Source organism: Domibacillus enclensis (genome assembly GCF_900156125.1).
Lineage (GTDB): Bacteria > Bacillota > Bacilli > Bacillales > Domibacillaceae > Domibacillus > Domibacillus enclensis.
Genome location: NZ_FTLX01000011.1, coordinates 35,532 through 58,555, shown reverse-complemented (window position 1 = coordinate 58,555; position 23,024 = coordinate 35,532). Strand labels below are relative to the sequence as shown.

The window sequence follows — 23,024 nt, the reverse complement described above, 5'->3', positions numbered from 1 at the left end:
GGGAGATCCTATTGAAACATCAGGATATGGTGAATGCGCGAAAAAGCTTGCTGAAGCGGCTGCGACTCGAGTTAACAGGACCGAATGAACCCTGTGAAATTTTGAAAGAAAGACCATCCCAGCGGTATTTATGTGGAATCCTCTGGCCAGCCGGAACAGGTATGGAAAACAGTGAGGATGATCAGCTCGGCGCAGGAAACGAAGGAGAGGAAACCGGGCAGCAGGAAATACTTCCACCACTTTCGGCAGCGATGAACCCCTCTTCTCTCGGTCTTTCGTTTATTTCCAGAGGCTCCGCTCCCCTGCAGGTAACCGTTTGTTTTGGTGTGTATCACCAGGATTTAGAGACAAAGCAGTGGGAACGAACTCCGGTTGAGCATAATGCCATCCTTCTCGATCCAACCAGAACAGGAAAGAGACAATCCATCTCACTGGTCTCCGATAATAGCCTGCAAATCGAATATCACTCACGTCAGCTACAGGGCGACGCATATGCAATTAGTCTGTTTCTTGTAAATCGGAAGCAACAACAGGATAAAGTAGCACGGGATTCTGATTGTATCTTCCAGCCTGTTATTAAAGTTTCTGATAAAGATCAGGCACGTCGATTTGTCGTCAAAAAGATTGAGAATGATCAATCGATTTACCAGTCTCCTGATGATGAATCTGACAATCTTCTCTACAAAGACCAGGTCGTATTTGCAAGCGGTCACGGAACCGCTGTTGAATGGGCGGACCTTAGTTCTGACGGACAGGCCGCAGGTACTCTTCGAACAGCGACCATTCCTTCTTACGAGCTTCCGCGAGTTATTCCACCCGAGTGGGATAAGGGCGGCAGCCTTGATATGAAGGAGCTCGGCCAGGCCGGCACGGGTGAAGAGATTTATGACCTTCTTTCACCTTTGTGCAACGAATATGGAAAATGGATTGATGAAGAACGAGAAAAAATAAAAACTCTTGATGCAGATCTCAAGAAAACGGCCGAACGCCACATTTCCAACTGCGAATACGCTCTTGAGAGAATCCAAAAAGGTCTGAATACAATCAGACGGGACCAGACTGTTTTTCAGGCATTTTCCTTCGCCAATCAGGCGATGTCGCTTCAAATTGAACAGACGATCTGGGCAAAAAAGAAAGAAAAAGATTTTTCCAGTGGGCCGGACAGCATAAAGGCACAGTGGCGCCCATTCCAGATTGCTTTTATATTGCAGGGGATCGCCGGCATTAACGATGTTACCGATGACGAACGGAACATTGCTGACTTGCTCTGGTTTCCAACAGGTGGCGGAAAAACAGAAGCCTACCTCGGTCTTGCTGCTTTTACCATGGCGCTTAAAAAATTAAAACGGGAGCAGGACGGACTTCGGGGAGATGCCGGTGTGACAGTTTTGATGCGGTATACATTGAGATTGTTGACCATTCAGCAGTTTCAACGAGCCACGGCCCTTATTTGTGCCTGCGAAGTGCTGCGAAGCAGGCAGCCTGACCTTTATGGACGGATACCGTTTCGGATCGGCCTCTGGGTGGGGACGAAAAGCACCCCGAATACTTTTGATGAAGCCGCTGAAGCAATAAAGGAAACAAAAGAATCATATAAAAGAAAAGACAGTTCTTCTCTGCAAACCGGGACGCCGGTACAGGTTCTGACATGCCCGTGGTGCGGTTCTTCTCTTATCAAAGACGAGAAATGCTTTACACATTCTTACTTTGCCGATAAGCGCCAGCGCAGAGTAAAAATCTTTTGTACGAGGAAAGAATGTGAATTTGGCAGAAAGCCACAGGGTCAGGGCATTCCAGTTGTCGTAACGGATGAGGAGATATACAGGCTGCTGCCAGATCTTTTAATTGGTACCGTGGACAAATTCGCCAGAATGCCCTGGGTTGGTGAAGTACAGGGGTTATTTGGAAAGGTGCAGGGAGAGATTAAAGACTGGGGGTTTCTTGCGCACGGTGCGGATGCCAGAACAATGGACTGTATGAACAGAGTGACAGGTGGCAGAGCAGAGTACGTCGATAAGAAAGAACTGTTACCTCCTGAACTGATCATTCAGGATGAGCTTCATTTGATTTCAGGACCACTCGGAACGATGGTTGGACTATACGAATCGGCCATAGACACGCTGTGTTCCCGAGAGATTAATGGAAAATCCATTGGTCCTAAAATTGTCGCATCCACAGCAACGATTCGGCAGGCAAAGCAGCAAATTCAGGGATTATTCGCACGGGATGTCGCGATTTTCCCTGGCTCTGGCTTATCCGCCGGCGATTCGTTCTTTGCTGTGGAGCAGCCCGTGGAACAGGATCCAGGCCGGGTATATGCCGGCATATATGCACCCGGGAAAAGTATGAAAACAGCTCTGGTCAGAATTTATGCTGCTCTCCTCGCTTCAACAGAAGCGATGGATGAGTATACAGATGAGCAGCTGGATCCTTATAAAACGCTGGTCGGTTACTTTAACAGTTTGAGAGAGCTCGGTGGAACTGTGCGACTGGTTGAGGACGATATACGTGCCAGAATGACCGTTCTTGAAAAAAGAAAGCAGGGTCAAAAATATCCATTCAAACAAAGAGTCTATGGAAACGATGTTCCTGAGCTGACCAGTCGGATTGATTCCAGAGATATCCCTAAAATACTGGATGCATTAAACCAGCCATTCCATGGGAATAAAGAAACAGCGCCTGTTGACGTCGTGCTGGCCAGTAACATGATCTCCGTTGGCGTCGATGTCGATCGACTTGGTCTGATGGTTGTAACTGGACAGCCAAAAACGACCGCTGAATACATTCAGTCGACGAGCCGTGTGGGACGAAAATATCCTGGTCTCGTCATTACCTTATATAACTGGGTAAGACCGCGTGATACTTCTCATTACGAGCAGTTCCGTTCGTATCATTCGGCACTGTACCGATATGTGGAAGCGATCAGTGTTACACCGCTTGCGTCAAGAGCAAGGGATCGTGCACTGGCCGCATCCATCATCTCGATGATTCGCCTGAGCGTTGAAAACATGGCCGAACGGCAGGAAGCAGGGAACTTTGAGCTGGATCACCTTGAGATCGAGCGGATTACCGACCAGCTAATGGATCGCGTCGACGCTATTCTTGATAATGACAGTCAAAAAGAAGCAATTCGTGAAGAGATCAGACAGGAGATAGAAAAACACCTGACAAGGTGGGAAAATGAAACGAATATTGGATCGCTTGTCTACAGCGGTGACAAACGAAAAAGAAACCTTATTTACAGTCTCGGGAATCAGAGCAGCGGTGCATTTGGAGTGCCCAATTCTATGCGAGACGTGGAACCGGGTCTCGGAATATATTTGCGTCAGGAGGACTAATTGAATGTCAAAAAAAATTGGCGAAATCAGACCCAGTCAGTACATTTCCACTTTTGGTCCCGGAGCGGTCATCGAGTTACCTGATTTCTCGGTGATTATGGCCGGACTCGATGAATGGGAAACAAGATATTGTAAAAACATTACGGACCCGCGATTGGTTCGAAAACTCGGACTAGAGAAAATTCTGTCTCTGCCTTCATCAGGAGAAAACACAGGATTTTATAATCAAATTCCAACTGTACCGTCCTTTCGATTCCCATTGTTTCACGTTTGTCCAAACTGTCGAAAGCTGGCACCTTACAGCCAGTTTTCGGTGGAAAAGGACGGAATATATTGTTTTAATAATAAGCTAAAGGGCAAGGAGCCCTGTGATAAAGTAAAGGCTTTTCCCGTTCGTTTTGTATCTGCCTGTGAGAACGGACATCTAAATGAGTTCCCATGGAATTTCTACGTGCATAAAAGTCATCCGGACTGCAAAGGTGAACTCTATCTCGAAGACACGGCTCAGTCGGGGGCCGTATCGGACATCAAAGTTTCCTGTAAAAAATGCGGGGCCTCTCGTTCCTTAAACGATGCCTTTCAGAACCGTTCGGATGAAAAAAGTGCGATCGGCAAGTGCTTCGGTTCTCGTCCATGGCTTGGTAAAAACAGTGGCGAATCCTGTGATCAGACACCACGGGTCATTATGCGCGGGGCTTCCAACCTTTATTTTTCCGTGATTGAAAGCGCACTGGCGATACCTCCTTATTCAAACCTGGTTCATGAGGTAGTTGCCCGGTCAATGAAGCGCTTGAGTAAAACTGACTCATTTGAAAAACTTCAATCAGCCGTAGAAGATGGGTATCTTGATGAATTTGAAGAATTTGACCTTCAGGAAGTATGGTTTGCTATTCAGCAACAAAATAAAATTGTTACCGGTGAAAGTCAGGATCTGCTGCGTCCCGAGTGGAATGCGATCATCAATGGCAGCGCCGGCAATGAAGAAAAGGATTTTCAAACTGACCGGCAGGATGTTCCTGATCTATTTCAATCCAGGCTTTCTCACCTTATTATGGTGAAAAGGTTAAAAGAAGTCCGAGCATTGAAGTCCTTTACCCGCATAAGCCCTCTGCCGGATACGACCTCCCTTTTGTCGGGAGATGCTGACGAGAGTGAAACTATTAGCCAGGAAGCACCGTTGAGCAAAAAAAAGCTCGACTGGCGCCCTGGTGTCGAAACACATGGCGAAGGGATCTTTATTGCGTTAAACGAAGAAGAGCTGACGAAGTGGGAACATGAAAAAGCAGTCCAGTACGGACGTGGAATTGTGCACAACTACGAGAAGTACTGCGATGATCGTAATATAGAGGAGGAGAGAAGAGCACCATTTCCGGGTATGCGCTATATGTTATTGCATACACTATCCCACGCTCTGATCAGGGAGCTCTGTTTGAGTTCCGGTTATTCTTCCTCCTCCCTGAGAGAACGATTGTATTCACGGGAAAGTGATGATCCGACTCAAAGAATGGCCGGTATCCTGATTTACACTGCCACACCTGACTCAGAGGGCAGTCTCGGTGGTCTGGTAGAACTGGGAAAAACGGAAAAATTCAATGAAATTTTACAGAAGGCTCTCGATCAGGCACGACTGTGCTCAAATGATCCATTTTGCTCGGAACACACACCTGGCACAATGGGCAACCTGAGCGGAGCTGCCTGCCATTCATGCATGATGGCATCTGAAACATCCTGCGAACGAGCCAACCATTTTCTTGACCGTTCCTTGCTGGTGAAGACACTCTCAAATCCTAATTTGAATTACTTTGAATAAGATTTCTTCACAGAAAAAAATGAATTATCAGGCTGTGATAAAGAAGTCCAAAATTTTGCACTACAGAAAAACCATCAGTTGTGTGTACACTTGATGGTTTTTCTATTTTATGACTAGAGTATCCTAGATAAATAATTAAGTAATGGCAAGGAAGTTGTAATTGGATTAGATGACTAATTTAAAGCTCAGGGCTACATTCCTGATTTTCACTTTACCAAAACAGGTCTTGAGCGCAGATACATTTCACTTCAGAATGTTGCAAATCAACCACAGTTTTTATTAAAATAGTATTTTTACGATCAACCTGTACCAGTTTATTTTGCTCAGATTCAGAGGGTTCTTTATCTAACTTTTCGTGTTCTTCAATTGGTATTGGACGAACTTCAAAATCTAAATGCACGCGCCTTATATTTTTAGGAATAAAAACGACTTTTGAGTCATAATCAAACACAATATGCTGCTCTATACTACCCTGATTGACTTTTTCTTTAAAATGCTCAACGGTAATTCCTCTGCTGTTCGCATAAGGTATTAATAAATTATCGTATTCATTCAGCAATGAATCCCATTGCTTAAACTCTATAATTTCCATATTTAATACTGCAGATTGATCCAGCCAAGAGTCAATCTTTTCACTGTGTTCTTTTTCATTTATATCAATTTCAGCAAAACAATTTTCTTGAATCTGATAATTATCAGTGGTTTCATCCGATTCTTCGTCATGTATAAACACGCGTTTTAGATAAATACGAAATCTATTTAAAGGAATATTGAGCTTTGCTACTAGTTTTCCACTATCATATGATTGAAGACCCTGATAGTAATTGTCTGCTATTTCTATACTACTTTTAGTGCTAGTGGAATAAAAATCAAAAACAACATTTGCAGCTAGTAATATATTCCTAAAATCGTCATCCCTATTTATGGTTAACAAATTTGGTGTGCTATTTAATTTTCCAATAATAGATAAGTCATTCAAACTTCCGAGTATTCTGTGGAATATTAAAATAACTACAAATATAGGTATCAGAAAAATATTAAGCATAATTTTATTTTCAGGAGCTAAATCTGTTCTTATTCCTATTAAACACGCCCATACTATTAAAACAATAATTATACCCGTCTTGGATCCAAACACTATGCTCTTATCGAAATCTTTGGCTGATTCGTATATATTTGCATACTTTCGGAACTTTTTATTAAGAATATCGCTCATTTCCAAAACAGGTTTTTTTTCCTGCATGATATCAATGCATTCCCAGTAAATTTCACGACATTTCTGGATTTTATGTTGGCTGTTTAAAGAAACAAAAATAGCAATTAACCCAATAAGGGAGATAACGCCTCCAGTGACTCCTAGCAATATTCCTGAAAATAATTCAAACTCTTCATTACTGGATATAAAGAAACGATTTATAAAAAGAAGGGTTTCTCCAGGAATGATCCCTATTCTATAAAAGATATCCAATAAAGTATGCAAATTCAAAAGGATGATAGATGCTACCAACCATGCAAAGACTTTCTTCCACTTATAAATATCCCTCAACAATATTACCTCCATAACAAGTATATGTTTTTCTCAGTACAATACCTTCATTTACTACACTGAGAATTGCGTATGATATGAACTCCTATACGGTATTAGAGGCAAAAAAGGTAATTAGAGGACGATATTTAAAATATCCTCTCTCGGAATTCAATTATACAACATTTAAGTGAATAATTAGAAATTTTCAAGTATAAGTAATTTTTTCAAAATCATGATTAATGTTTTAGTTGAATAGCCAAAAACGAGTGTTTTTGGCTAAATATTAAGCAAAACAAAAAATGACCGTTTTTCGGTCTTTTTTTGCACACCAATTTAACCAAAACTCATATTTAAAATCTATTAACCAAAATTATCATTTTAATTGAGTTTTGGTGTAAAATAAAAAGAAAAACAGGCAGGTGGCGGATAATGGGTAATATTGGATACGCACGGGTTTCCACAAAAGACCAGAATCTGGATTTGCAGGTGGATGCGCTGCAGAAAGAAAATTGTGAGCGGATTTTCACTGAAAAAGCGTCCAGCGTCCGGGACCGGAAAGTGTTTAATGAATGCTGGGATTATCTGCGCAAAGGAGACACACTGGTTGTCTGGAAACTGGACCGGCTCGGCCGCACGACAAAAAAACTCCTGGAGCTGATCGAGGAGCTGGAGGAGCGGGGCATTAATTTGAAAATCATCACGCTCGGCGTTGATACGTCCACACCCGCCGGTCGCCTTTTTTTCACCATCATGGCCGGCCTTGCAGAAATGGAACGGGAGTTGATCGTCGAGCGGACAAAAGCAGGCCTTGATGCTGCCCGGGCAAGGGGACGCTTGGGCGGCCGGCCGCGTGTAGATCAGGAGAAGGTTGAAATGGCTATTAAGATGTACAAGAGTAAGGACTACAGTTTTAAGGAGATTAAAAATGCAACAGGGATTGGTTCGTCAACTTTATATCGATACCTGAACGACTAATATAATAATGAAGAAACTCGTTTATTTTGATCCGTATAAATATTTCAAACCACGTCTATACGGCGTGGTTTTTTCATTTGTCTAAAAATGTAAGAAAATGAAACGACAAATGTAGTCAAAGGATAAACCGATGGTCCGACGAACTTAACACATAAGTGGAAACCTGGCTGACAGCGGACGCAGACCTTTGTGGGATCTATGTATGAAGAAACGTATGCGGAATCTTACCTTGAAAGGATGAGGAACGTATGAATCAAACGGAAGACTTGAATGAGGTCCATTTAACGGTGAAGGAAGCTGCCGGGTATATCGAGGAAAGTCCGGGTGTCGTGCGCAATTGGCTGCGGGAATTGAAAACCCACATTCCTGTGAAGCAGGGGAAAAACGGCTACAATTATTTTGACCAGCCGGCGCTGGAACGGCTGATGCTGATACGCCGGCTGAATAGAGAGCAGGGCTATTCATTGAAGCAGATTGAATATTACCTGGCCACAGGCGAAGAAAAGATCACACCCGAGCCTGTGCATGGAGCGGCAGAAAACATACGTGGAGACCTGGCTGTTATTATGGAGAGATTGGATTTGCAAGAGCAGTTTAACCAGGCACTGGTCACGAAGCTGGATGAACAGCAGCACTATATTAAGGAGTCTCTGAACAGGCGGGATCAGCTGCTGCTTGAATCGCTTAAGGCGTCGCAGGAAGCTCGGAAAGCGGAAGTGAAAAAGAAGCGGTTTTTCAGCTGGATTGGAACACGTTAAAACGTTCCATAAAAAGAAGGTGTCGCCGTCTGCAGGTGCGACCGTTTGTGAAAAGAAAATAGAGAAGATTACCGTAAACGGGCTGAGAACCCGTTTTTTTTATTTTTATCAAAAATATTATCAAAAACAAATTATCAATATTTACAACCATATACGTTTTTGATAACATATTTATAGGCTTATACAGTTTATCAAAAGATCTGCAACGGTCGAAGATAAACAGGTGAATCAAACCCAAAGGAGGTAGATGGTATGGATTATCTTTATGAATCAGCTCAAGGTGTTGTAGATTATCAATTGTTAAGACGTATTACATCAGATCACTTTATTGATTATGTCGAACGCTGTGCACCTAGTGATATAGATTATGTTAAAGTGCGTAAATCTGATAATGAATCCTATCTTGCTGTTTATGTAAAACTTTCTCATCCTAATCGGTTTATGCGGTTTTTTTACGATGGTCATGATACTGCTAATTATCTCATGGATACTTTCACTACCCTCGATTTACATGCCTTTGGTTTGGAGGTTGTGCAGCATGACGAAAACTACATCAGTATCTGTGAGGATCAAATAAAGATTGTTGGTTATGCAAGGAGTTCAACAGATAAACAAAACCTACAGATGCAGATTGACGCACTGGAAAAAGCAGGCTGTATCGAAATTTTTGAAGAGAAAATCACCAGCAGCAAGAGAGAGCGGCCCGAGCTGAACAAAATGCTGAATATGCTGGGCAAAGGTGATCGGGTTGTTGTCTATAAACTTGACCGGATTAGCCGCAGTATAAAACATTTGATTGAGCTTGCTGAATTGTTTGAAGAAAAAGGCGTTGAATTGGTTTCTATCCAGGATAACATCGATACGTCAACGGACCGCTTCTTTTTTCGGAGGATGGCGACAATCGGCGAAATGGAACGTGGTATTATCAGCGAGAGGACAAGAGCAGGGATTTCAAGCGCAAGAGCAAGGGGCAGAAAAGGCGGTCGTCCTAAAGTGTCTGAAAAAGACCTTAAAACAGCTTTAAAAATGTATGAGGCAAAAGAGTCTTCCATAAGCGAGATCGTGAAAGCGACGGGAATAAGTCAGGCTACTCTTTACCGTTACATAAACAAGTTGGCCGAGAAAAAAGATCAAGAAAAATAGGCCTGGCACATACTTAATTGTATATGCCGGGCCTATTTTATTTTGTCATCTGATCCGTTTAAATAAGGATCATGGTACAGTTCTTCCCCTTTTTTTCTGGCGGCAACAGCGTCTTCAAGCGAGTTGAATCTGCCTAGGTAGTAGTACTGCCCTTTTACTGTGATCGATGCCACATATTTTACTTTGCCTTTTTTGTTTACATTGGCTACGACACCTTTGACACCTGTCCTGTTATCAGAGCGCATTTTTTGTTTCAGCTTTGTTGTCATGACCCCGTCCACTCGGTATCTGGTGTTTGTGTCGGCGGCAAGCTCTCGTCCACGCGCAGCACGCCGGCAGCCGCATGATGAGGTCGTGCCATTAAGAAGACGGTCTGATAAGACATCAGCTGTATTTCCGCAGTCGCAATGACAGGTCCAGTTGGCTTTGCCGCTTTTTGATTTTTTTTCGCTGCGCTTGATTACCTTCAGAGATCCGAAGCGGCGGCCAGTCAGATCCCGCTGGTTCGCTTGACTTACACGCTCATCACGAAGGCAGCCGCACGATTTTTTATGCCCTGTCCTCAAGTTGGACATATACGCTACCGTTTCCTTTCCGCACTCACAGCGGCAGAGGAAACGGCGCGCATATTTATTGCGCTCTACTTCTTTTAAGACCGTTAAACGCCCGTACTGGTGACCGATTAGATCTATCGTATCCCGCTTCATGTTAAGACATCCTTTAATGTGATGTATAGATACTTTATTTTATCACACAGGTTGTTTTCATTTTGCAAGTTGCCGATCGAATTCTAAGCTGATTTTTGTTTGGATAGAATCAGCCTTCTCTGGCGCCCTGCGGTTGCCGGCTGGCTCCGGGCGGAAGGAAAGTCAGCGAAACCCGTGCTGACTTTCCTTCCCCTCCTCCCCAGATACGCCCCCTTACCCCAAGATTAGTTCATTATCCTGAGTTTCCTTTATGCCCGACACGCTGCAGGTAGGTACCGCCTTTCATGAGGCTGTAGGCGAGAAAGATGGCGTCTTTGCCGAAGCAGTTGCGGATTTCGTCGATGATGTGCCAGTGCTGTTTAGGACGACACCAAATTTCGTTTTCAACTAGCTGTATGCTGCATTGATCGCATATTTCCTACTGAAATGGCTTTTTGACAAGACAAGAAAGCGGCGTATTTTTCGCCCGATATGCTTTTTTCCTTTCTAGCATCAGCAGCTCTAAAGCTGCCTTCCATTTGACTGGAAGGCTGAGCTGGTAGATTTCTTATATGGCTAACAGCATAACCAAATAAGTATTTCGAATTATGGACAATAACTGGAATTGAAGCAAAAATACTTCTTGAAATTATCTAGTGAAGAATGAATAACCAGCATTTTTTGAAATAAAAAACCACCTGCTTGAAAATTCAATCAGGTGGTTTTTCTGTTTTCTGAATAATCAGATTAGTAAGGAACTTTAAACATATATCTGCGTACTTCTAACGGATGATTACGAGCCTCTGCTAATTCCACCGCATAAACTCGCAGTACAAAATTTAGGACAAGAGGGACCAGATATTTCTTCACTTCTTCATCAAAGCCAGTAAGATCAATATCTTTCGCATCTAAGATCAGTAGCTTTTTGCCATGCTCTTGCAAGAATTTTAATGCGCGTTCCTCCATTGGCCTAGTCTCATCAAGACCCATTAGTAAAATAAATGGACAATTTTCATCCAGTATTTCAAATGGCCCATGGAAGAATTCGCCTGCATGAATAGCATGAGAGTTAATCCACTGCATCTCCATCAAGATACAAATAGCAAATGAATATGCGATTCCATAATTTGAACCACTGGCCATTGTATAAATCGTTGGCTCGTCTTTATACTCTTGTGCATAAGCTTTCGCTTTTTCAGTGTATTGTATTTTTACCTTGCGCAGCACAGCATCCATGCTCTCTAAACTATTTACGAATTTTTCATATTTATCGTTTCCTTCTTTTATGTAAAGAAGACCTGCTGTTAAGCGATAAAGTACAGCATAGTTCATAAATTCAGGATGAGGGTCAAGTTCACCTGGAGGAGCCCAACTGTAGTTTACAATATAATCAGATTCATCAGCAAGAGGGGCTGTTTCGACATACATTAGTGAAACTACTAAAGCTCCCTTTTTTTTAGCAAATTTTGCAGCTTCTGTTGTTTCAGGAGTTTTTCCTTTGTGTGAGCAAAGAATTACTAAAGAATTTTCTCCAAGAGTTTGAGGATCGCGATAAATAAATTCGTTTGAGTTGTAAACTTCAGCTGTTACATTGCTCGATTCACGATCGACGAAGTACTTGCTCGGATACATTAGAGCAGAGGATCCTCCACACGCTACATAAAAAACATTTTTTATCGTTCTTCCTTTGAACTCCTCTAAAATTTCATCGATTTGAGTTTGAGCTGTAGAACAAACACTGGCAATAGCCATAACTTTCATCCTCCCAATTGTAATGTTTTAATATATATAAATATATAACAAGTAAGCCAAGATGTCAACACTTGGTATATGTTTTTATATTCATTTGCATAACTTTTTATTACATATAAATAATTATGATTAAATATGATAAGTTAAAGCGTAAAAGATATATCTGATTTTTTCGCACAGTTTTAAATTGTTAGCTTCTCTCCTGCTATACCTGGTTCTGTCATTCTATAAGGATCCAGAATGCTCTCCAATTGCTCTTTTTTCAATACTTTTTTCTGCAAACAGAGATCCCGCATGGAAATTCCTTTGCTTTGAGCTTCATAAGCAATAATAGAGGACATCTCATAACCAATATATGGGTTAAGAGCAGCAGCAGTGCCCAGGCTCCTCTCAACATATTGTGAACACACCTCTTCATTAGCTTCTATACCTTCGAGACAGTGACTTCTAAATACTTCAAATGTATTTTTCATCATTGTAATAGACTGAATCAGGTTGAAGATGAGTACAGGTTCCATTACGTTTAATTCAAATTGACCAGCCTCTGAGGCAAGACTAACTGTATGATCATTTCCTATAACTTGAAAAGCTACCTGATTTAATACTTCACACATTACCGGATTCACTTTTCCCGGCATAATAGAAGAACCAGGCTGTCTGTGCGGCAAACGGATTTCTCCTAACCCGGTAAACGGGCCAGAAGACATAAGTCTTAAATCATTAGATATTTTAGACATATTTATCATGCATATTTTTAAGGCTGATGAGACTTCCGTATACATATCTGTGTTTTGTGTAGCATCGACCAAGTGATCTGCTGATTTCAACGGATATCCAGTTAATGATGCAAGGTATTGTAAAGCCCTTTCAGCATAGATAGGATCTGCATTTAAGCCAGTGCCCACAGCTGTTGCACCTATATTTATTTCATACAAATGTTTTTTTGTTTGAGAAATTCTTTCAATATCCCTCATAAGAACTCGTCGATACGCTTCAAATTCTTGACCGAGACGGATAGGGACTGCATCTTGAAGGTGTGTCCTTCCCATCTTCAAGATGCTATCAAATTCTTTAGCTTTAGCTTGAAAGGTATCAGTCATTTTTTTCATTATATAAATCAATTCTTCCAATAAAGTTATAACGGCTATACGAATTGCTGTCGGAAAACTGTCATTTGTGGATTGAGACATATTCACATGAGAATTTGGACTTACTAATGAGTATGACCCTTTCTGACCACCCATTAGTTCGATTGCTCTATTGGCCAATACTTCGTTTATATTCATATTAATTGAAGTACCTGCTCCGCCTTGGACCGGATCTACAATAATTTGTTCGTGCCATTGGCCGTTTTTCAATTCTTCAGCCGCTTGAACGATTGCACTGGCTATTTTTATGTCCAACTGGTTCCTTTCTCTGTTTGCAAGAGCAGCAGCTTTTTTTACAATTGCAAAAGCTCTTATAAGCTCCGGGGCAATTTTATTTCCCGTGATCGGAAAGTTCTCTGATGCTCTTGCTGTTTGAATGCCATAGTAAGCATCCGCAGGCAGCTGTTTAACACCTAAAAAATCTTGTTCAACTCTCATTGCTGAATTCGCCAAAATAGTTTCTCTCCCTTTCCCAATTTAGATTACTAAGATAAAGGCTATCTAAAAAACAAATTCTACTTTTCATGAGAGTAAAGTTTCTTTTACGCAAGTTTTTTTTCCATTTTTCTAGACAAAAGAGACAATGGATAGCAAATAATAAAATAAACAATTAACACTAGAGAATATACTTGAAAAGCGATTGCCCCCCCTTCCATGATCTCAACCCGTTCAATTAAGATTTGCGCTGACTTTAACAAATCCAGATTGCCAATTAAAATGGATAAGGAAGTTGTTTGAATGAGGTTCGAAAGCAATCCTATAACAGAAGGGAGCATACGGCGAAAAGCTTGTGGCAAGATGACGTAACGCATTGTCTGCAGACCACTCAATCCTAAAGCCATGCTTGCTTCAACTTGTGTAGGTGATATAGATTGGATAGCCCCTCGCACAGCGACCGAAATATTCGCACTGCTCCATAAGCTTAGACCGATCATTGCGGAAATGTAGCTGTTCACCTCGATTCCAGCTTCAGGAAGAATAAAAAAAACAAGGAAAAGAGTGATAACAATTGGCAAGCCCCGAAACAATTCAGAATATCCTTTAGCAACACTTCTTATTACGGATTGTTTAGATGTTTGCATAATACCAATAAGAACTCCTATACATAAAGAAATTATTATGCAGCTCACACTAAGAAGCAGTGTTCTCACCAGTCCGTCTAATAATATTTGATAACCTGCCACGGCTATAACCCCTTCCTTTTAATTTTTTATTAAAATCTAGTTTTCTTTCAATTCGGCTAAAGATAAACGACGCGATCCAAATGACAGCAAGGTAGATCACAGCTACAGAAATTAATATTTCATATGTTTTAAAGTCATAAGCCATTCGATCCATTGCTACGAACGTCATCTCCGCTACCCCTATACTAGTCATATAAGCAGAATTTTTAATTAACGAAATAGCTGTATTTGAAAAAGCTGGGAAACTTATTCTAAACCCCAATGGTACAATGATATAACGGACAATTTGCCCAACACTTAATCCTAGGGACTGTCCAGATTCAATAAGCGATTTGGAAACGGCGTCTGTCCCGCTGCGGAAATTTTCAACAGCATAAGCTCCCCCCCAAATAGACAATGTTAAAATACCGACTGTAACAGCTGGTAATGTAATACCGATCGTGGGCAAGCCAAAATATAAAAAGAAAACGTGAACCAGAAGTGGAGTGTTCCTAATTACCTCCACGAATACTGTCACTAGTTGCGACAACACAGGTACCTTCAGTGTTCGCACGATAGCTCCTGTAATGCCTATTAGCAATGAAAAAAATATAGCCGCGGCACTGATCCAAATGGTCAATTTCAAACCATCTAATAGTAATGGAAGTATTTCAATCATGTAAGAAAAATCGAGTCCCATACAGAGCTCTCCTTTCAAGAGTCTTACATTGCATTTTTCAAAAATTGTTTCGTCCGTTCTTCTTTTGGATTGTTAAAGATTTCTTCTGGCGACCCTTGTTCTACAATAAGACCTTGATCCATAAAAATAACCCGGTCACTGACTTCTTTTGCAAAACCCATTTCGTGGGTGACAATCATCATTGTTGTTCCCTGTGCAGCGAGATCTTTCATAACGTCTAGAACATCTCTAACTCTTTCGGGATCTAAAGCAGAAGTTACCTCATCAAACAAAATAACCTCAGGATTCATTACGAGAGATCTGGCAATTGCAATCCTCTGTTGTTGGCCACCGGACAACTGGGCAGGATAACTTTCTGCTTTTTCAAGCATACCCACCTGTTCGAGTAATGCAGTTGCCCGGGGTAATACCTCATTTTTTGATCTTTTTTGCACTTTCAATGGAGCGAGTAGCAAGTTCTCCATTACAGTCATATGGGGAAATAAATTATAACTCTGAAATACCATTCCGATCTTTTGTCTCACTTTTTGTAAAGAAGATGGCGTGTAATCAATTTTTTGATTATTATCTAAGTAAACTTCACCATCATTAATAGTTTCTAAGCCATTAATACAGCGAAGGAGCGTACTTTTTCCAGACCCACTGGGTCCAATCACCACAATTACCTCCTTAGGAAAAACGTCAAAGTTGACACCGTTGAGGATCCGAAGATCCCCAAAGTGTTTGTGCAAATTACGAATGCTCAATTTCGGCTGTGTATTCACCATTTTTGTTCCTCCTTATTTGTTGTTATGGACGCGGCACCATTTCCAGTGGATCAAGGTCACCCGTTGGTTCCATATACTTTTCAATGACTGTTTTAAAATAATCTTCATTCTTCATCTCTTCCAACGCTGCGTTTAAAAATTCCAACATTTCCGGTTCCTGCTTGCGAACACCAATTGCCATTGGAGAATCAACAGCGATCTGTTCACCAACCATCGTGTACTCTTCAGCATTTTTAAGCAATTCTGACATTAATACTACATCGTGCAACATCGCATCTGCTCTTCCATCTTTAAAAGCACGGAATGCATCGGCAATACTTTCAATTTTAATTTGATTTGCTGTTGGTACTTTCTCATCAAGGTAAAGGGAAGCTGTAGAACCTTTAATAACAATGACATCTTTTCCTGCTAAGTCGGCAGGACCTTTAATGTCACTTTCTTTTGGAACTACTGTAATGGCTCCGCCTTCAAAAAATGGTGTTGTAAAATCAATCTCTTTTTTTCGTTCCTCTGTAGTTCCCAATGTGGCGGCAATAAAATCAATCTTTTTCGAAGTTAAATATGGAATACGGTTTGTCGCATTAACAGGAACAAACTCGACGGCTTCATCAGATCCAAAAGCATATTCAGCTATTTTTTTAACTACGTCAATTTCATAACCCGCATTTTCTCCTGATTCATCCAGATAGCCGAGAGGAGGATAATCTACTTTCACACCCACTACAAGTTTTTCTCTTTCTTCTACTTCTGCAGGTAAAGCAGGAAGATTCTCATTTATTTTCTTTTCATTCTCCTCTTTTTCTCCTGCTGTAGTAGCAGATTCGCTGCATCCAGCAAGAAACGACAATACCATTACCAACAATAACGTAAGAACCCCTGAGAATAGTTTCTTTTTTTTCATGCTCCTATCACTCACTTCCAAGTTTTTTTAGATTCAAAAGATTTTGTAATTTCCTGTTAAGAATTCAGTGCTACTGCATGGTACAATTCTATTAGTTTCCACCTCCTTGTTATTATTTATTGTTATATTATATTATATAACATCTAATAAATAGAAAGATCCACAAATACGTAAGATAATCTTACACCGGATTCTTTTTTGTTCATAATTACAGTTTGATATTTGAGTTACACTAAGGTTTTTTTCTCAATTCCATATCCAAAGGCTCCATTGCATTCACAAGTTGTTGCAGCGGCTTTTGCCGCTTTATTAAGAGCTATTTTAATATTTTTATCACTACAGTAAGCAGTTAAGAATGTCCCAATAAACGAGTCACCCGCTCCCATAGTATCAATCACTTTTGCTTCTAGTGGATCTTGCTCATAAACCTTTCCAAATTCTGAAAACATAGCCGGTTTTTCGCCTCTTGTAACCCCCACTATTTTCACACCAAGTTCATGCACGTTCTTCATCAACTCTTTAATCTGCTTCATCGTCATATCACTTCCAGAGAAAAAAGCAAAATCTACATTGGGACAGATCTTTTTTAAATACTTTTCATCCCAACGGTTTGATGTTGAAAAATCAAATGAGATTTCTTTGTGAGAAAGTTTTGGCAATTCGTGATCTGTTTCACTGTTTACACTCATATGAACTACGTCATATTGATTAATATAATCTAGATCTTGTTCGCCGAGAGCAAGACGCAACAGTGACTGAACACGAATACCTTTATTCGTTCCCATAAAAACTCTATCTCCCTCTTTAGTAAGAGTGATTACAGCCTCTCCGTTTTCTCCATACACTTTTCTAAGCCGGCTTATATCGATGGCTTCTGATAATAAACTTTTTGTCACGTGCGCTGCCTTGGCATCATTCCCAATTATACCTAAGTAGGCGCTTGAAACGGCACCTGCTCTTTTACTTGCCACTGCTACATTTACAGCATTTCCCCCAGGATATAAAATACCTAAGTTTTCGTAAAAATCAACCACATTATCACCGATAGCTATTAACTTCATTTTCACGGACCCCCTTCAATAAAATCCCATTATTTTTTATTCCCTTACTTTTTATCAATTTATTTTAAGCGCTTTCTTTTTGGGAACCTTCCCTATTTTTTTAGAGTCTTCCACCGGAACTCAACAACATATCATGTATTGTTATAATATATTATATACTATTCGATTGTAGTTAAGTCAATAAAAATTTTAAAAAATCTAATTTTTCCGACTAATTTTTTAAAATATTTGTTCTATTTAAAAAAAGCAGAAGAATGTCTTGCTCTCTTCTGCTTTACTTCTAGTAATCCCTGTTATATCCATACAAATTCCCACTATATATCTATAGAAATTACTTTTTTTGATCCACATCAATATTGAACACAACCCTGTTTGTCATGTATAAGGATTGGGAATAGTGAATAGGACGATCTTGAGAATCATAAGTTAGCTTTTCAATCGAGAATAATGGAAAACCAAGATCACACTTAAATAAATCTGCTTCGTATTCTGATGCAGATACCACCTCTAGTGTTTTTTCAGAACGCGAAAATTCAACTTTATATTTCTCCTTTAAGATTTGATATGTCGATGGTGCTCCTATGTGCTTTTCAAGTTGAGGGAAATGATCAAGCGGAAAGTAGGACGTTTCAATAATAAATGGCAATGCTTCCTCAATATATAAAAGGCGATGCAATTTTAATATGGCGTCTCCAAATTTAACATGAAATTTTCTGCTCATTTCTTCTGTCGCTTGAATAATTTGGCTAGATAAAATTTGAGAACTCGGTTGTTTTCCGGAAGCATTAGTCATTTCTGAAAAACCGCCGACTGAAATAAGTTCTCTCTTCTCTTTTAGTTCCTTAACAAAGGTCCCTTTGCCCTGCATAGTATAAAGAACGCCCTCTTGCACTAAATCTGTAATCGCTCTTCTTGAAGTAATACGGCTTACGCCATATACATTACATATTTCAGATTCTGGCGGCAGTTTTTCTCCCGGTTTGTACTTCCCCCTCAATATGTCTTCTTTTAACACTTGCTTTAATTGAAAGTACAATGGTTTTTCACTTGTATTATTTAGTTTCATCTTTGCCCACCCCTTCTTTAATTTTTAAATCAGCCAATTGTATTATTTAATTATAATATACCATATAATATGTAGGGCAGGGCCAACAGACGTATAACTTGGTATTAACTTAATATTAATACTGGGGGACTGCATAATAATTCTGATCAATTTTAAATTATTAAATATTCGGTAAACGATTACAAAATCCTTTGATTATCATTATAAATCCATGATTCACTAAATAACAACATACTCTCTCTTTGACTTCATAGACATCCAATTCTCTCTCGCCACGCCTCATCAAAAAAATCGACAAATGTTGTCAAAGGAAGAGCGGATGGGCCTAACTTAACAAATAAGTGGAAACCTAGCTGGCAGCGGATGCAGACCCTGGTAGGAGCAATTTGTGACGGTACATCTGCCGACACTTAGCTTAAAAGGATGAGGAACGTATGAATCAAACGGATGAGCTGAACGATGTCCATTTAACGGTGAAGGAAGCTACCGGGTATATTGAGGAAAGCCCGGGTGTCGTGCGCAATTGGCTGCGGTAATTAAAAACCCTCATTCCAGTGAAGCAAGGAAAAAACGGCTACAATTATTTTGACCAGCCGGCACTGGAGCGGCTGATACTGATCCGCCGACTGAACAGAGAGCAGGGCTATTCACTGAAGCAGATTGAATATTATCTGGCCATAGGCGAAGAAAAGATCAGACCTGAGCCTATGCAGGGAGCGACAGAAGACATACGTGGAGACCTGGCTGTTATTTTGGAGAGGCTGGATTTGCAGGAGCAGTTTAACCAGGCACTTGTGACGAAGCTGGATGAACAGCAGCACTACATTAAAGAGTCGCTGAACAGGCGAGATCATCTGCTGCTTGAATCTCTCAAAGCGTCGCATCAAGCTCGGAAAGCGGAATTGAAAAAGAAGCGGTTTTTCAGCTGGATTGGAACACGTTAAAGCGTGGCATAAAAAAAGGGTCTCGCCGTCTGCAGGCAGGACCCTTTTTTGAATGAACTATTTAAACCTTAAAGAAACGAAGCAGCCAGCCGCTTCGTTCCGATAAAAATGATATAAAATTTCAGACTCTTTCGCTGTAAATCGGGTTCTTAATAATTGTTGAAATAGTGTTGAATTTTCTTCGGATCCTTTGTTTTTGTTAAGGACAGCATCAAAAGAATGCGAGCTTTCTGTGGATTCAGCGAGTCAGCTGAGACAAGTCCATCTGTGTCGTCTGATGCTTTATGCGTCACCACTCCGCTTCCTACTCTTGTGGAACGGACGACCGCTGTACCTTCACTTACCGCGGCTTTTGCCCCTTCCATGGACGCTTTCGACATTGAACCGTTTCCTGATCCTGCAACGACAATTCCGTCTGCTCCTGCATCAACGGCTGCATCGTACAGATATCCTCCGTCGTTCTGATGCGAGTACAAAATATCGACCTGCGGCAGTTTTTCTATTTTGGAAATATCAAATACTGTCTGGGACGTATGCTTTTTATTGCTTACGCTGCTGAAATAAGGAGTTTCACCGGCAAAAGCACCCAGATATCCCTGCTCTACTGACTTGAATGTATCAACCGCCGTTGTATGTGTTTTTGTGATGTAACGGGCTGCGCCAATCCGGTCGTTGAAGGAAACCATGACGCCTTTTTTCTTTGCTGCAGGGTTGGCTGCGAGCTTTACTGCGTTATAAAGATTCATCGGACCGTCTGCACTAATGGCTGTTGCCGGGCGCATCGCTCCCACTACGACAACAGGCTTTGTGCTTCTCACAACGAGATTCAAAAAGTATGCTGTCTCTTCTAATGTGTCTGTACCATGCGTCACAACAATGCCGTCCACATCTTTTGAAGCAAGAAGAGTGTTAATCCGCTTCCCTAGCTTGAGCAGGATTTCATTGTTGATTTCTGGGCTGCCGACGTTGACAACCTGTTCGCCGCTCACGTCAGCCACTTTTGTCATCTCCGGAACAGCTTTGATTAACGTTTCCACGCCCAGTTGTCCGGCGTTATAATCTGTTGTGTCGGTGTTGCTGGCAGAAGAGCCAGCGATCGTTCCGCCTGTGGCCAGAATTTTCACGTTAGGCAGGTCCGTTTCAGCACTTTTAACTGTCGAAGCTACTTGTACAGGGGTATTTGCATAAGCTCCTCCCACTCCCGGAATCAATAAAGAAAGAGATAAAGCAGAAACACCCATTATTTTTTTCCATTTCATACGAACCGACTCCTTCACAAATGTAATGTTTATTCACATTCATTAATATATATAAGGAATCGTTTTTCGTCCTTTTGTTTGTCAAGTAATCTGACAAATATTTTAACAACTCTTTTTCCGGAAAGGGCTTTCATTAATCGTTGATACTAAAGACTTAACAGCTTATTTTCATTTAAAGTCTTGCAACTCTCTTTTTATATTATTACCTTCTTTAAATTCCTCTTCATTACACTATATGAATAAATATTCAAAATCAGCGCATTAAAATGAATTTCCTTTATGCCCGCCAACATGCCCTGCCCGCTGCAGGTAGGTGCCGCCTTTCATGAGGCTGTAGGCGCGGAAGATGGCGTCTTTGCCGAAGCGGTCGCGGATTTCGTCGATCGTTTCGTCGATAATGTGCCGCCGCTCGTCGAGTTCGGGCGGGGTGAACAGGTCGATCTGCTCGTGTCCGGCCGGCTGGAGCTTGCTGCAGACGACATGAATTTGGCGCACCGGCTGCTCCATCCAGTGCTTCCGGAACAGACGGACGAAGTGAGCGGACAGCTCGGCGGTGGAATTGGTGCTGCGCGGAAGCAGGACCTGGTGGTGAAAACCGCGGTCTTCGATGTCGCGTGTGTACGAGATGCCAAGGGCGATGCCGGACGCGGTGACGCCGTGCCGGCGCAGGCGGCTGGCCACGTCTTCGGTCATTTCCTTGATGACGATGATGATTTCGTGCTCATGGTAGTAGTCACGCATAAGAATCTGCCCCTTGGAATACGTTTTTTCGCGGACGCCGACCTTTTCAGACAGGACGCTGTAGTCGATGCCCCAGGCGTGGTAATAGAGCTGGAGTCCGACGATGCCGTATTTCTTTTTCAGCTTCCACTTGTCTGCGTGCGCGAGGTCCCGCACAGATTCGATGCCGATGTTGGAAAGTGAGCGGGCGTAGCCGCCGGAGATGCCCCACATGTCGGTGATCGGGTGGATGTTCCACACCTTTGTGGGAACATCTTCGTACGTCCAGCAGGCGATGCCGTCCGGGGCGTCCTTTCCTTCGTTGTCCAGCGCCAGCTTGGCAAGCAGCGGATTGTCGCCAATGCCAATCGTGACGACGAGGCGCAGTTCCTGCCAGATCGCCCGCTGGATCTTTTGGGCGATCGTGCGCTTGTCCCCGAACAGCCGCTGGGAAGCGGTCACGTCAAGGAAGGCTTCATCGATCGAGTAGATGTGCAGGTCTTCGTCCGCGACGAAGCGGCGGAAGATTGACATGATCATGCCGTTCACCTGCAGGTAGAGCGACATCGACGGCTCGACGATCATCAGCCGGGGATCTTTCGGGATTTCAAAGTTGCGGGAGCCGGTTTTGATGCCGAATTCCTTTTTCACACGGGGTGAGGCGGCGAGCACCACCGAGCCGGACCGCTCGCGGTTGGCGATGACAATGATATACGCGTGGAGCGGGTGAAGCCGCCGGCGCACCGCTTCCACGCTGGCGAAGAAGGACTTCACATCCACACAGAGCACGCTGCGGCGCGGCAGCTGGTCGTCTTCAATCGGCGTCTTCATATCCGTCCCCTTCAGCCAGTTGCATCGAGACAATTTCTTCTGCCCAGAAACGGGAGCTGAAGCCGCTCAGCTTGATGTACGGCTTTTGCCCGGGAAGGCTGCCGCATTCACACACCACCCCGCTCACCTTTAGCAGATCCTCATCGCCGAAAGTGTTCAGTTCAAAAACGACTTCTTTTTTCAAGTGGATCGAGATGGTCGCGATCCGGTTCATTTCTTCGTACTGCTGGTCGTCAAAATAAATGTCTCTTCTTACAATCCGGCTTTTTTCATTCTTCATCATTTCCGCGTGCTCGGACAGGATCAGGCCCCGCCATTTGAGCATACCGCGGTCTTCGTATTGTTTTCTCACCACGTTCACTTCTTTCAATGAGAATGTATGTTCCTTCGATGTATTATATCCAGTATAAGAACAAATATTCCATTTGGCAAATGTAATTTTTGATTGCGATGGGAATATAAACCGAAAGTATG

The 23,024-nt window shown here is 42.0% G+C and carries 19 protein-coding genes; 6 read left to right on the top strand and 13 right to left on the bottom strand.

The genetic code is table 11. From position 1 onward, the window contains the following. Positions 1-11 precede the first annotated feature (11 nt). Positions 12-3,338 carry a DISARM system helicase DrmA gene (gene drmA / locus BW952_RS17380; RefSeq protein WP_231581381.1) on the top strand — a complete coding sequence of 1,109 codons (3,327 nt, stop codon included), beginning with the start codon at positions 12-14 and terminating at the stop codon, positions 3,336-3,338. Between the two features lie 4 nt (positions 3,339-3,342). Further along, the gene (gene drmB, locus BW952_RS17375) at positions 3,343-5,148 is read left to right on the top strand and encodes a DUF1998 domain-containing protein (RefSeq protein ID WP_045850797.1); all 1,806 of its coding nucleotides are present in this window, start codon (positions 3,343-3,345) and stop codon (positions 5,146-5,148) included. A 211-nt stretch (positions 5,149-5,359) separates the two neighbouring features. On the opposite strand, the gene BW952_RS17370 is transcribed toward drmB, so the two are convergent. After that, entirely contained in the window at positions 5,360-6,694 is a 1,335-nt protein-coding gene (locus tag BW952_RS17370) for a hypothetical protein (protein WP_045850798.1), read from the bottom strand. A 411-nt stretch (positions 6,695-7,105) separates the two neighbouring features. On the opposite strand from BW952_RS17370, the gene BW952_RS17365 reads away from it, so the two are divergent. From BW952_RS17365 to BW952_RS17355, 3 genes are all read left to right on the top strand, one after another. Beyond that, positions 7,106-7,651, top strand: a complete 546-nt coding sequence (locus BW952_RS17365; RefSeq protein WP_045850799.1) for a recombinase family protein — start codon at positions 7,106-7,108, stop codon at positions 7,649-7,651. A gap of 248 nt (positions 7,652-7,899) precedes the next feature. Then, positions 7,900-8,409, top strand: a complete 510-nt coding sequence (locus BW952_RS17360; protein ID WP_045850800.1) for a MerR family transcriptional regulator — start codon at positions 7,900-7,902, stop codon at positions 8,407-8,409. 573 nt (positions 8,410-8,982) lie between these two features. Then, complete coding sequence (locus BW952_RS17355) at positions 8,983-9,552, top strand: recombinase family protein (protein ID WP_414735801.1); 570 nt, start codon at positions 8,983-8,985, stop codon at positions 9,550-9,552. 32 nt (positions 9,553-9,584) lie between these two features. On the opposite strand, the gene BW952_RS17350 is transcribed toward BW952_RS17355, so the two are convergent. From BW952_RS17350 to BW952_RS17310, 9 genes are all read right to left on the bottom strand, one after another. Continuing rightward, the gene (locus BW952_RS17350) at positions 9,585-10,259 is read right to left on the bottom strand and encodes a hypothetical protein (protein WP_052698440.1); all 675 of its coding nucleotides are present in this window, start codon (positions 10,257-10,259) and stop codon (positions 9,585-9,587) included. A 726-nt stretch (positions 10,260-10,985) separates the two neighbouring features. Further along, positions 10,986-11,984 carry an SIS domain-containing protein gene (locus tag BW952_RS17345; RefSeq protein WP_414735800.1) on the bottom strand — a complete coding sequence of 333 codons (999 nt, stop codon included), beginning with the start codon at positions 11,982-11,984 and terminating at the stop codon, positions 10,986-10,988. A gap of 188 nt (positions 11,985-12,172) precedes the next feature. Beyond that, positions 12,173-13,576, bottom strand: coding sequence for an aspartate ammonia-lyase (aspA, locus tag BW952_RS17340; protein WP_045850801.1), 1,404 nt, complete (start codon positions 13,574-13,576; stop codon positions 12,173-12,175). Between the two features lie 104 nt (positions 13,577-13,680). Then, a complete protein-coding gene (locus BW952_RS17335; RefSeq protein WP_169714119.1) occupies positions 13,681-14,322 on the bottom strand; it encodes an amino acid ABC transporter permease in 642 nt (213 codons plus the stop codon). After that, entirely contained in the window at positions 14,270-15,001 is a 732-nt protein-coding gene (locus BW952_RS17330) for an amino acid ABC transporter permease (RefSeq protein ID WP_076496363.1), read from the bottom strand. The genes BW952_RS17335 and BW952_RS17330 overlap by 53 nt, the downstream gene beginning before the upstream one ends. A 23-nt stretch (positions 15,002-15,024) precedes the next feature. Continuing rightward, a complete protein-coding gene (locus BW952_RS17325) occupies positions 15,025-15,768 on the bottom strand; it encodes an amino acid ABC transporter ATP-binding protein (protein ID WP_045850747.1) in 744 nt (247 codons plus the stop codon). 22 nt (positions 15,769-15,790) lie between these two features. Further along, positions 15,791-16,669, bottom strand: coding sequence for a transporter substrate-binding domain-containing protein (locus tag BW952_RS17320; RefSeq protein WP_082084596.1), 879 nt, complete (start codon positions 16,667-16,669; stop codon positions 15,791-15,793). Between the two features lie 227 nt (positions 16,670-16,896). Further along, positions 16,897-17,730, bottom strand: a complete 834-nt coding sequence (locus tag BW952_RS17315) for a PfkB family carbohydrate kinase (protein ID WP_045850748.1) — start codon at positions 17,728-17,730, stop codon at positions 16,897-16,899. Positions 17,731-18,061: 331 nt separating this feature from the next. Further along, positions 18,062-18,796, bottom strand: coding sequence for a UTRA domain-containing protein (locus tag BW952_RS17310; protein ID WP_045850749.1), 735 nt, complete (start codon positions 18,794-18,796; stop codon positions 18,062-18,064). Between the two features lie 554 nt (positions 18,797-19,350). Between BW952_RS17310 and BW952_RS17305 the strand changes: the two genes are divergently transcribed. Continuing rightward, positions 19,351-19,740 (top strand): MerR family transcriptional regulator, encoded by a 390-nt coding sequence (locus BW952_RS17305; protein WP_045850750.1) that lies wholly within the window; start codon positions 19,351-19,353, stop codon positions 19,738-19,740. Positions 19,741-19,889: 149 nt separating this feature from the next. Here BW952_RS17305 and BW952_RS17300 read toward each other — a convergent pair whose 3' ends face one another. The 3 genes from BW952_RS17300 to BW952_RS17290 all read right to left on the bottom strand — a co-directional run bounded on the left by BW952_RS17300 (position 19,890) and on the right by BW952_RS17290 (position 22,902). Continuing rightward, entirely contained in the window at positions 19,890-20,999 is a 1,110-nt protein-coding gene (locus tag BW952_RS17300; protein ID WP_045850751.1) for a type II asparaginase, read from the bottom strand. A 261-nt stretch (positions 21,000-21,260) separates the two neighbouring features. Next, positions 21,261-22,550 carry a Y-family DNA polymerase gene (locus tag BW952_RS17295; RefSeq protein WP_045850752.1) on the bottom strand — a complete coding sequence of 430 codons (1,290 nt, stop codon included), beginning with the start codon at positions 22,548-22,550 and terminating at the stop codon, positions 21,261-21,263. Next, entirely contained in the window at positions 22,534-22,902 is a 369-nt protein-coding gene (locus tag BW952_RS17290; RefSeq protein ID WP_139325458.1) for a YolD-like family protein, read from the bottom strand. The genes BW952_RS17295 and BW952_RS17290 overlap by 17 nt, the downstream gene beginning before the upstream one ends. Positions 22,903-23,024: the final 122 nt, after the last annotated feature.